The 11,044-nt window shown below is 36.6% G+C and carries 10 protein-coding genes; 3 read left to right on the forward strand and 7 right to left on the reverse strand.

What is annotated here, in order from left to right; all coding sequences use genetic code 11:
* Positions 1 to 15 precede the first annotated feature (15 nt).
* Both J2Y60_RS19845 and J2Y60_RS19850 read right to left on the reverse strand, forming a co-directional pair.
* Positions 16 to 1,293: a hemolysin family protein gene (locus J2Y60_RS19845; RefSeq protein WP_309922927.1), complete on the reverse strand. Its 1,278-nt coding sequence runs from the start codon at positions 1,291 to 1,293 to the stop codon at positions 16 to 18.
* Positions 1,294 to 1,455: 162 nt separating this feature from the next.
* A complete protein-coding gene (locus J2Y60_RS19850) occupies positions 1,456 to 1,794 on the reverse strand; it encodes a helix-turn-helix domain-containing protein (protein ID WP_309922928.1) in 339 nt (112 codons plus the stop codon).
* Positions 1,795 to 1,939: 145 nt separating this feature from the next.
* On the opposite strand from J2Y60_RS19850, the gene J2Y60_RS19855 reads away from it, so the two are divergent.
* A complete protein-coding gene (locus tag J2Y60_RS19855; protein ID WP_309922929.1) occupies positions 1,940 to 2,314 on the forward strand; it encodes a DoxX family protein in 375 nt (124 codons plus the stop codon).
* A gap of 142 nt (positions 2,315 to 2,456) precedes the next feature.
* Here the strand turns inward: J2Y60_RS19855 and J2Y60_RS19860 are convergent, their stop codons facing one another.
* Positions 2,457 to 3,143, reverse strand: coding sequence for a response regulator transcription factor (locus tag J2Y60_RS19860; protein WP_309922930.1), 687 nt, complete (start codon positions 3,141 to 3,143; stop codon positions 2,457 to 2,459).
* The gene (locus J2Y60_RS19865; RefSeq protein WP_309922931.1) at positions 3,109 to 4,488 is read right to left on the reverse strand and encodes an ATP-binding protein; all 1,380 of its coding nucleotides are present in this window, start codon (positions 4,486 to 4,488) and stop codon (positions 3,109 to 3,111) included. The genes J2Y60_RS19860 and J2Y60_RS19865 overlap by 35 nt, the downstream gene beginning before the upstream one ends.
* Before the next feature lie 129 nt (positions 4,489 to 4,617).
* Between J2Y60_RS19865 and J2Y60_RS19870 the strand changes: the two genes are divergently transcribed.
* The gene (locus tag J2Y60_RS19870) at positions 4,618 to 6,252 is read left to right on the forward strand and encodes a hypothetical protein (RefSeq protein WP_309922932.1); all 1,635 of its coding nucleotides are present in this window, start codon (positions 4,618 to 4,620) and stop codon (positions 6,250 to 6,252) included.
* 60 nt (positions 6,253 to 6,312) lie between these two features.
* Here J2Y60_RS19870 and J2Y60_RS19875 read toward each other — a convergent pair whose 3' ends face one another.
* The 3 genes from J2Y60_RS19875 to J2Y60_RS19885 all read right to left on the reverse strand — a co-directional run bounded on the left by J2Y60_RS19875 (position 6,313) and on the right by J2Y60_RS19885 (position 10,596).
* Positions 6,313 to 7,638, reverse strand: a complete 1,326-nt coding sequence (locus J2Y60_RS19875; protein WP_309922933.1) for a HAMP domain-containing sensor histidine kinase — start codon at positions 7,636 to 7,638, stop codon at positions 6,313 to 6,315.
* Between the two features lie 132 nt (positions 7,639 to 7,770).
* A complete protein-coding gene (locus J2Y60_RS19880) occupies positions 7,771 to 9,138 on the reverse strand; it encodes a sigma-54 dependent transcriptional regulator (RefSeq protein ID WP_309922934.1) in 1,368 nt (455 codons plus the stop codon).
* Positions 9,139 to 9,396: 258 nt separating this feature from the next.
* Positions 9,397 to 10,596 (reverse strand): MFS transporter, encoded by a 1,200-nt coding sequence (locus tag J2Y60_RS19885; protein WP_309922935.1) that lies wholly within the window; start codon positions 10,594 to 10,596, stop codon positions 9,397 to 9,399.
* 234 nt (positions 10,597 to 10,830) lie between these two features.
* Here J2Y60_RS19885 and J2Y60_RS19890 point away from each other — a divergent pair, with 234 nt between their 5' ends.
* Positions 10,831 to 11,043, forward strand: coding sequence for a hypothetical protein (locus J2Y60_RS19890; RefSeq protein WP_309922936.1), 213 nt, complete (start codon positions 10,831 to 10,833; stop codon positions 11,041 to 11,043).
* Position 11,044: the final 1 nt, after the last annotated feature.

Raw genomic sequence — 11,044 nt, forward strand, 5'->3', positions numbered from 1 at the left:
CTGTTTTCTAAGCAATTAGCTTTCAATATTTGTTTTCACCAAAACCTTATCCAACTTAGCACCATCCATATCAATGATTTCAAAAATCAGATTTTGCCAAACGATAGTATCACCTTGCTGAGGAATTTGTCCTAACTCATTCAATAAAAGTCCTGCTAACGTATTAAATGGATATTCGCCAATGTATTCACTCAATTCAAAATATTGAAGGAAATCAGCCAAAGGGTATTGTCCATCTACTAGCCAAGTACCATCCGCTCGATGGTCTAGGCGATATCCTTCATGGTCAAAGTCAGAAACGTTTCCTACTAACGATTCAAGCAAATCATTGAGGGTCACGATACCCTGTGTTTGTCCATACTCATCAATCACAATCCCGTAATGAACCCTGCTATCCTTGAATCGTTGCATAGCCTGATAGGCCGAAGCTGTTTCCATGATAAACTGGGGTGCTTGCAAATAGGCTTGTAAATTAAAATCAGGTTTGCTTAAAGGTAAAAATAAGTCTTTGAGCCTAACGATGCCTATGATATGGTCTTTGTCTTTATCATAAACAGGGTATAGCGAATGTAACTCTTCGCTCACCACTTCCATAATCCGTTCTGCTGAATAAGACAGTTTTATAAATACTAAGTCATTACGGTGGGTCATCAAAGAAGACACATTTCTATCCCCCAAACTAAATACTCTGCCTACAATATCCTGTTCCATTTCATGTACTTCGCCACTGTCTGCTCCCTCCTGTACAATTGCTTTAATTTCCTCCTCAGTTACTTTACTATCTGTAGATGGTTTGATATTGAGTATTTTAATCAATAAATCTGAAGAAAAAGTAAGCAACCACACAAATGGTGAAGTAATTAAAGAAAGGATGTTCATGGGGCGTGCTACCGCCTTAGCAATAAATTCAGGGTTAGTAAGACCAATACGTTTAGGTACTAATTCACCAAAAACCAATGAAAAATACGTAATCAATAATACAACAATGGCAACGGCAATCGTATGTTGATAAGGTGCTAATAAAGCAAATTGAGCTACAAATGCTTGAATATCGTTAGTTACTTTTTCTCCACTGAAAATACCCGTTAAAATACCAATCAATGTAATACCTATTTGAACGGTCGAGAAAAATCTGTTTGGGTCGTTAGCAATATCTAAAGCAACTTTGGCATTACTGTCTCCTTTCTTAGCAGAAGCCTCAAGCCTCGCTTTTCGAGAAGAAACCAATGCTATTTCAGACATCGAGAAAATACCATTAATTAAAATTAAAACAAAAATGATAAGGAGTTCCATAATTTGGGAATGAGAGTAGGCTAAATGCTTACTTTTAAGACTATCTATTGTCTGTTATATCTTCTAAAGTTAAAGATTAATAGACAAATTTATACCTAATATCATGAATATTGGTTGTTATTTGCCATGAAGGGTTAAGTGAATACATGCTTTATCCCTACATTATTTCCCCATGATTACTTTTCGATGAGCTAAACCCCAATGATATAATTCGTCCATGAGCTTCTGAATAGACATTCCATGGGCTGTAATTGAGTATTCTACAGTCGGTGGAAAAGTATCAAAAACCTCTCTTTTTATCAATTTATTCGCTTCTAACGTTTTCAATTCTTTAGAAAGCATTTTATCCGTAATGCCATACACTTCTTTTGATATTTGTGTAAAACGCTTGTTCCCTGTTGATAGCGATAGCATTATTAGCAATTTCCATCTACCTTCTAATGCTTCTAAAGCATCTTTGATGGCAAGTACATTCTGAGGGCACCCTTCCCGTGTTAGCATTTTATTTTTTCGTTGTCTCTTTTATCGTATTGCGTTACTATCCGTTTGGATAGTGCTATCCAAACGGATAGTACTATACCAAGGATAGTAAATGTAGCTAATTTTGGTCGATTATTAACAGATAAAATAACATGAATAAAGCAACATGAATAAAACAACACGCATTATTTCCATTATACTAATGGCGATTCCTTCTATAGTACTTATCATGGGCGGAGTAATGAAAATTATTGGAGCAGAACCCGAGTCTGTGATGCAATTTTTAACCAAAATGGGATTTGGTAATTATATCACCGCCCTTGGCGTAACTGAATTAATCATTGTTGGACTATTTATCTATCCTAAAACCAACAAAATAGGGTTCTTATTAGCAAGCTGTTACTTTGCGGGAGCTTTGTGTTTAGAAATAGCTGGGGGGCAATTAATAGCTTCTTCCTTTTTTCTGGCTATTCTTTGGGTTGGAATGTTTTTAAGGGATAAAGAAGTATTTCTTACATCATCTGCTAGTGATAGTAAGTAGGATTGGTGTGATATAACTTCAAAAAAGCATAAATGTCATGGCTTTATTGGTTCAGAACTGAATCAATAAAGCTTTCAACATATAATTTTGAAAGAATGAGCTACTTTTCTATGAGTGTCGTTCGTATGCTTAAGTTAAATATTTACTGTAACACATGAAGAATAAAACCAGACCCTCGCACGCTTTCTAGTCGTAATTGAGAATCCTGCTCTAATATTTTGCGTAAACGACCTATGTACACATCAAGGCTACGACCATTAAAATAGTCAGCATTGCCCCACAGTTGTTCTAATACGTCTTTTCGGCTTACAATACGCCCCAGATTTTTAGCAAGTAATTCTAGCACCCCAGCTTCTCTTTTTGTGAGCATCGCCGAAGTTGAACCGTATGACAATCTGAGTTGAGATGGCTCAAAGCTAAAACCTCCTATTATAAGAATGTCATCATATGGTACAGCTCCATTGCTTCGCCTGAGTATGTTTTGTAACCGCAATACCAGTTCGTCAGCATCGAAAGGTTTTACCATATAGTCGTCCGCACCTAAACTCAGTCCTTTAAGCACATCTTCTTTTTGTCTGCGGGCCGTCAAAAACAAAAATGGTAAGTTAGGATACCGAACTTTTATTAAATTGGCTAAAGAAAATCCATCCCCTTTAGGCAACATAACGTCAAGTACTACTATATCGAAGTTTCGTTCTTTTAATAACCCCAATGCTCCTTCACTATCATTAGCTAAAGATACATCTAGTCCCTGTACCTGAAGATATGCAGTGAGCAAACGACCCAAATCTGCATCATCCTCTACCAGTAGTAAGCTCGTTTTTGTCATAAGGTAAAGTTATGGTAAATGTACTTCCACCAAAAGTATTTCGTTGATATGTGATATCTCCCCCAAGTTGTTTAGCCTGCATACGGCACAGATATAAACCTAGCCCTAAGCCACGGATATGTTCTCCATTTGGTCGTGGCACACGAAAAAATTTTCTAAACAAATAATGCTGATATGCTGGTGGTATTCCCTCTCCGTAGTCTTCAACACTAAGCTTTAGTATACGTCCTGTTGTTTGAGCATAGATATGTAAAGGTGTCCCTGTTGCAGTATATTTTAAAGCGTTGTCTATTAGATTAGCTAATATTACCATTAGTATATCAGGGTCAGTATTGATAAGTATATCGTCATTTACTTCACATCTTAACTCCCGCCCCGAATCATCTACCAATATTTCGATTTCCTTTAAGAATGACGAAAGCCTAATTTCTCTCAACTGTACCATACCTAATGGCTGGTCTATGGCACTTGTCAGAACACTATCCATTATCCGCCTAATCTTTTCATGCTGTCCATCCAACTGGTTAAGTAGTTCATTGTACCAATCTTCATTCAGTTTTGCTTCAGGTGTTCTAAGAGATTTTACTGCTACAGAGGCGGCACTCAGAGGGGTTTTCAACTCATGAGTCATATTATTGGCAAAATCAGTGGTAATATCAGCAATCTTTTTCTGCTGGAGCAATGCCATAAAGACTAAGAAAAAGATAACTGTTACTGCTAGAATAAGTAACACACTACCTACCAATGTTAGCGCCATGCGGTTGAACATTACTTCTTGCCAGTGTGGAGCAAATATCACCTGTTTTGTCCAAACAGCTAATCGATAATTTTTAATTTGATTATTAATCTGTAAAGGGAAACCTGACTGTTGCAATCCGTCTCCAATAAAAAAGGTAATATCTGGGGTTTCTGTAAGATTAAGAGGTTTTGCTGTAGCACTTAAAAGAGTATCCGACTTTTGTCCATTATACAGCACAATCTGGTTGTATTGTAGTCCATAAGTCATCTCTGAAAGCAGGTTGTCATGTGCAAGACTGTTAGCAATATCACGTCTATAATTATCAGCTATAAAATTAATGTGTTGTTGAAAAGTATCTAACCGAGGCTTCTGGTTCTTTTCCAAATCTCCTTGAACATGGTTGAGGAGTGCCGACATCACCTGATGGTTCAGTGAATCAGATAATGATTGGGTTTTATCTGCTAGCCGTTGCTTTACTTGCTGTAAATAAGCAGTTTGTTCTAAACGATAGGTATTGCGTACCAAACGATATTGGATTAGACATAAGCCTCCCAACACTAAAACACATCCACAAATCAGTAAAGCTAGTTTTTGAGAAAATTGCATAGACAAATGTACATTTAAACCCAAAAGTAGAAAAGCCCACAACTGTTTTTAACCTTCCGTTAACCTTCATTTGGCATTATTTAACCGTTTTTTCGATAACAATTTCCGCTCTTTGCAATAAAAAACAATATGTATAAAATAACCTTACTGATGATACTGCTAATGCACTTCATCGCTGCTTCGGCACAGACAAACCCATATGACCAAGCCATGGCTGCCTATCAGCAAAAAGATTATAGCAAGGCTTCTACTATTTTTGCACCTTATTATCAAGAAAGAGGCGAAGCGCTGAGTAGTAGCCAATTATATGACGGTGCTTGTATCCTTGCTCTTGGTGGTAAATCTGAACAGGCTCTATCTGCTCTTCGCATATTAATTGTTAAACGCTTCTACAACAATTATGACCATATCAGCACCGACTCTGATCTGACTAACCTTCACGGACTATCGGAGTGGAAAGAATTACTGGCAACCGTAGTTGAAAATAAACGAACGGAACTAGCCCGTACTATAAAAAAAGTGAAGGCTACCTTTAACCGTGTTCATACCATCCTTCAAAAAGATAACGGCAAGTTTTGGGGAGCACCTATCTGGAATGACAGTCTGCTAGCGCTCGACCCACAACGCCGACTCTACAGTCTACTGCCATTGAAAGACGGTACTGTTACAGATTCTCTTTGGTTAGTCAATACGGGTGAACGAGAATTGAATCAGAGTAATGCACCACAGGATTATAAGGGCAGAAAATACGCCGTAATCCTTACTAGTTATCTAAGCGATAGTTGTGCTACTGTAATCCACGAACTATTTCATCTACTGCAACAAAAACATATTGAACTGAATGGCAACCCTATTAAATATCTTGATGAATATCAGGCAAGGCAATACCTCCGACTTGAATACCAAGCCTTAGCAGATGGTCTGCAACTGGCTCAACACAATGCACCTAAAACTAAAGTAACGGAAGCTTTAAATGATGCCATAATGTTTCGTAAACTACGACAAAGACTCCATCCCGAGTTCACTCAAAATGAGCTAGAAATAGAAAGTTGTGAGGGCCTCGCAAATTATACTGGATTTAAGTTTTCTGATTATTCCGATAAATATCAATTAGCTATCCGCGAAATTCGGGGACGTGAACAGGCACCTACTTATACTCGTACTTTTCCTTATGCTACTGGTCCTGCTTATGGATTACTTTTTGATTTCTTAAGTATGAATTGGCGTAACGGACTAAATAAGGTTTACAATTTCGCTGACATCTTTGAACACCACTATCTGAATACTGATATTCTGATAGATAGTGTAACATTTAGTATCGCATCAACACGCCGTAATTACGCTACAATTCATGAACAGGAACTGGTACGAAAGACCACTTTTGACCATAAAATTGCTTGGTTCAAAAAAATCTTTTCGGATAAGCAAGTGCTAACAGTAAAACTAGCAGAGGATATTTATAACCGTTCTTTCGATATGAATGGGACACTAGTACTTGAAGGTAAAGGTATGATTTACACCACCATTACTGGCACAGATATAACTGGAAAGAACTTCGGGAGTTTTAAAACCACGACAATAGGTACTGATGAACAACCAGCAGGAATATTAGCCAGCTTTGATAGCCGACTTTTCACGTTTCCGTTACCTATCAAGATTGAAGGCAATAAAATTGTTGGCCCTAATTATGAAATTGTACTCAATCCAGAATGGACCATTAAACAGACTGACAGCATAGGAAATATGGAGATTGTTAAGAAGTAAGTGGATAACGAAATAATGTGGTTTCTGTACTTGACTTTGATGTAAGTTAATTATTCTTTATTAAAACGACAACCTAAAAGCTGTTCCTTGTCCTTCTACAGAATTGACAGTGATACTTCCTTTATGCAATGCCATGATTTGTTTTGATAAACTTAAACCAATACCCGAACCATTGGTTTTGGAAGTAAAAAACGGTACGAAGATTTTATCCATCAACTCAGCTGACATTCCTATTCCATTATCCTTTACTTCAATCACTACTTTGTCTTGTTGGTTGAGGTAAGCTCCTATTTCGATTTTGGGATTAGCTGATTCTTTTACGGCATCTATGGCATTAATCATCAAATTGATAATTACTTGTTCTATCAAAGCCAAGTCGCCTTCTATTTGTAAATCAAAATCTTTTAAAATTACATCAAATTCTATGTTTTTCTGTTCTATTTGGTTTTCAAGCAGAATTTCTACACTTTCAAATAAGTCTCTGATATAAAAAACGGAGAAAGATGTAATAGAAACCTTGGCTAGTTGTCGGTAAGTATCAGCAAATTTCAATAAGTTAGCACTTCGTTTTTTGATGGTCGATACCCCCAAAGTAATGTCTTCTAACAACTGTGTGTTGCTAGCATTTTGCCCATTTTTCAATCTTCCTTCCATCGTTTCAGCCAAAGAGGCAATCGGGGCTACAGAATTCATGATTTCGTGGGTCATTACTCTCAATAATTTCTGATAGGCCTGTGCTTCGGTATCTTCTATGGCTTCGTTAACATTCTGAAAAGCAATCAAATGTGTTAACTTTCCGTCATTTAGAAAGGTGGTTTTGGCTAACAATACTTGCTTCTGGTCTATTTTCACTAATTGATTTTCGCCACTGTTTAAAGAACTAATGGCTTGAAAAACATAAAGATTTCGCTTTTCTAAGGAAGAAATGTTTCTTAAATAAGGAATACTTAACATCCTTTTGAATGCCTCGTTCATCCACCCTACTTCACCATTTTGGTCGTAAGATAAGATACCCGTGTCCACTAATTCTAAGATTTTTTGGAGGTATTGATATTGTTCTTCGCGTTCAGACGACAGTTGTTTAAACGTTCCGTTTATCTGGTTGAATGCTCTACGGAGTTGTCGTACAGAAACAGGAGCATTTTTTTCTGCAAATTGCAAAGAAAAATCTCGGTACTGAACCGCTTCTATAAATTGAGTAAGTTCTGTATTGGTTTTATTGATGAATTGCACAAAACTCAGGATTTGAAAAAACAGTACTAAACCGATGAAAAACAAGAGGGTAAATTTTTCATTAACAATACAAAATGCCGCTAAAGTAATACTTGCCAACAGCAAAAGTACCCTTAGCGTCAGACTGACTTCATAGCGATTGAGTTTGAACATAAGTAATTTAAATAAGTAGCTGTGAGTATTGAGCTATAAGCATTGAGCTGTGAGCTATGAGATTTTATTACTTATTGCTCATGTTAAAATAGGTATCCGAAAGCTCAAAGCTGACAGCTCACCGCTCAAAGCTCATATATCATATTTCCCTAAACGACGATATAAAGCTGTGCGGGTTAACCCTAGTTCACGAGCAGCTTTGGTAATATTTCCGTCATGCCTTTCAATAGCCTTCAAGATAGTTGATTTTTCCATTTCATCTATCCGTAAGGTATTGCTTTCGTTAACAATACTGATTGGATTTTCTATAGAAGAACTCAAATCTAAATCACGTGCCGTTAATACTTGTTCATCCGACATGATTACTGCTCTTTCAATAGCATGTTGTAATTCACGGATGTTCCCCGGAAAAGCATATTTACGCAACTTCTCTTTTGCTTTATCATCTATTTCACGGAGGTTTTTATGATATTGCTGTGCGTAGGTTTTGGTAAAATATTCGGCTAATATTACTACATCATCTCCACGATTACGAAGCGGAGGTAGCGTAATTTCGATGGTATTCAGTCGATAAATTAAATCTTTACGGTATTGGTTTTGTGCTGACATTTCTTTGATAGGAGCATTAGTTGCAGAAATCAATCGAATATCAATGGGTACTGGTGTATTCGTCCCCAAACGGGTTACTTCACGATTTTGTAAGACCGTCAGTAATTTAGCTTGTTGTGGTAAAGAGATATTCCCGATTTCATCTAAAAATAATGTGCCTTTATTGGCAGATTCAAAACGACCTGCTCTGTCTTCTCTAGCATCAGTAAAAGCTCCTTTTTTATGTCCAAACAGTTCAGATTCAAACAAACTTTCAGTCAAAGAGCCTAAATCGGCATGTACAAAAGGTTTGCCTGCCCTTAATGATTTTTGATGAATCAATTTAGCTACTTCGCCTTTTCCTGTTCCGTTCTCCCCTAAAATCAGGATATTGGCATCAGTTGGAGCAATCTTTTCAATTTTATAGAAAATATCCTGCATCGCCTCGCTTTTGCCAAGTAACGAGTTGGTGCTTATCGGAGCAGTAGTTTTTTTGTTTTTATTTGAAATAGGGTTTTCTAAGGCAGACTTTTCAAGGGCTTCCTCAATGGTAACCAATAGTTTTTCGTTCCTCCAAGGTTTTAATACAAAGTCTGTCGCTCCTTCTTTTACTGAACGCACGGCCAAATCAATATCACCATAGGCTGTAATCATTATTACGGCTACAGATTTATTAATTTCTCTTATTTTTCTAAGCCAGAAAATACCTTCGTTTCCAGTATTCAGCGAGCTTTTATAATTCATATCCAACAAAATCAAATCGAACTGGGTTTGTGCCAATAAAGATTGAATCCGTTCTGGATTTTTCTCGGTAACGATTTCTTTTACTTCTGGTCGAAGCAACATTTTAACAGCAATCAGTACGTCTGGGTCATCGTCGATGGCTAATATTTTGGCGTTTTTTAAAGACATATTAAATTTATTTAGCGGTATTTTTAGCTGTTGGCTGTCTGCTTTCGGCTATCTGCTGTCAGACTTGAGCTTTGAGCTATGAGATTTCAGCTATTAGTTTTTCTATTGTTACTGTAGTCAACTTTATCTTTCCAACGACTGCAAACAAAAGCCGACAACTGAAAGCTGAAAACCGACGTCCGATAGCTGAAAGCTGATAGCGCAAAGCTAACAGCTTACTCAAAGATACAATATTGCCCCTAAAGGTTGCATCAGATTTTATTTCAATCGTCTCAAATAAATAAAACCTAATGTCGACAGCATGCAAAAACTACCCATTACATACCATAAAGTGGTAAATCCAAAATGTTCGGCCAATTGAGCTCCAATGGTTGGCGATGATATTTGTGCAAAAGAATAACACATAGAATACATCGCGATATATTGTCCGCGATTAGATTCATCTGAACGTTCTATCGAAAAACTCTGCATAAATGGCATTGCAAACATTTCTCCAACGGTATTCAAAATAATAGAAACCCAGAGGATACCTACATAAGAGTAAATATTGAATACCCAAAATGAAAAAGCTGTCAATAATGTACCTATCGCAATGAGGTTTGTTTTCAAAAACTTACCATCTAATTGATGTACCAATATCATTTCTATAAATGCAATCATCAAGCCATTACAAACCATCAATAATCCGATTTGAGATTCTGGTAAATGATATACCTTTCTAAAATAGAGAGGTTCTAAGCTAAACAATTGAAAAAACGAAATGGCATAGAGCGTAACACAAAGGGCAAAAAACCAATAAACACTATCACGATAAGGTGAGCGTACTACAGGTTTTTCTATCGTCATTTCACTCGTTTTATGGCTTACTTTTACAGGTGTTTCCAACAACAATTTCAATAGCATAGCTGCTACGATACAAGTAATGCCATCAGCCCAAAAAAGTAAATCATAATCAATTTCAGCAAGAATCCCTCCTATTCCTCCGCCAATAGACCACCCCAAATTAATAGCCAATCGATTCAAAGAAAAAGAACGAGTACGATTTTGAACTTCACTGTAATATGCTAATGCTGCCGCATTAGCAGGTCGAAAACTATCGCCCAATGTAGTAAAAATAAATACGCCTACACAAATAGCATAAAAACTAGTAAGGTGCATGAGCACCAGTAACATAACACCAGCAAATAATAAACTAAAAAACTGGATGTAATAAAAACCTATTTTATCCGTAAGTCTACCACCCAAGAAAGTACCACATAAGGCCCCCACCCCATACACTGCCATTATAATTCCAGCATCTGCTACACTATAATGAAGCTTCTGAGTTAAATATAATGATAGAAAAGGCAACACCATCGTGCCACTTCTGTTCACAAACATTACTCCCGACAACAGCCATACAGATTTTGGTAAACCTAAATAAGCATTTCGATAGAGTTGGATAGATTTCGTAAACATTATAGGTAACGGTGTTTTTAAGATAAATCAAAGTGGTATTTTGATATTAAAAACATATAAAATAGGACGATTTTAATGGTTTTTTGGGGTTAAAAAAGAAAAAAAGGTTTGTTTGGCAAAAAAAAATGGTGAAAAATCATTTTTCTTTCAAACAAAAATATTAACTTATGTTCATAATTAACGACTCTAACTTCTCTTGAATACGTAATTTACTTTAGCCAGCCTTAAAATTCGATGAACAAGAAACCACTTTTACTAAAGGTCGATTCAATTGAAGCCTTAGTGACAAATATCGCCGAAGAGTTATTAAAAGGACAGAACACGTATAAATCTGAAACCGACGCACTGAAACGAAAGATTAAAATTGGGATGTTAAGAACAATTACCTATCAAGAACTAATACGACATCGACAACAATTATCATCTAACCACCAACGTAGTTACTAAT

It is taken from the genome of Arcicella sp. BE140, from assembly GCF_031456255.1.
Classification (GTDB): domain Bacteria; phylum Bacteroidota; class Bacteroidia; order Cytophagales; family Spirosomataceae; genus Arcicella; species Arcicella aquatica.

Coding starts and splice junctions, on each gene's coding strand:
- J2Y60_RS19880 (WP_309922934.1), bottom strand. CDS start 9,138: ATGTCTTTAAAAAACGCCAAAATATTAGCCATCGACGATGACCCAGAC.
- J2Y60_RS19875 (WP_309922933.1), bottom strand. CDS start 7,638: ATGTTCAAACTCAATCGCTATGAAGTCAGTCTGACGCTAAGGGTACTT.
- J2Y60_RS19865 (WP_309922931.1), bottom strand. CDS start 4,488: ATGCAATTTTCTCAAAAACTAGCTTTACTGATTTGTGGATGTGTTTTA.
- J2Y60_RS19845 (WP_309922927.1), bottom strand. CDS start 1,293: ATGGAACTCCTTATCATTTTTGTTTTAATTTTAATTAATGGTATTTTC.
- J2Y60_RS19850 (WP_309922928.1), bottom strand. CDS start 1,794: ATGCTAACACGGGAAGGGTGCCCTCAGAATGTACTTGCCATCAAAGAT.
- J2Y60_RS19855 (WP_309922929.1), top strand. CDS start 1,940: ATGAATAAAACAACACGCATTATTTCCATTATACTAATGGCGATTCCT.
- J2Y60_RS19885 (WP_309922935.1), bottom strand. CDS start 10,596: ATGTTTACGAAATCTATCCAACTCTATCGAAATGCTTATTTAGGTTTA.
- J2Y60_RS19870 (WP_309922932.1), top strand. CDS start 4,618: ATGTATAAAATAACCTTACTGATGATACTGCTAATGCACTTCATCGCT.
- J2Y60_RS19860 (WP_309922930.1), bottom strand. CDS start 3,143: ATGACAAAAACGAGCTTACTACTGGTAGAGGATGATGCAGATTTGGGT.
- J2Y60_RS19890 (WP_309922936.1), top strand. CDS start 10,831: ATGAACAAGAAACCACTTTTACTAAAGGTCGATTCAATTGAAGCCTTA.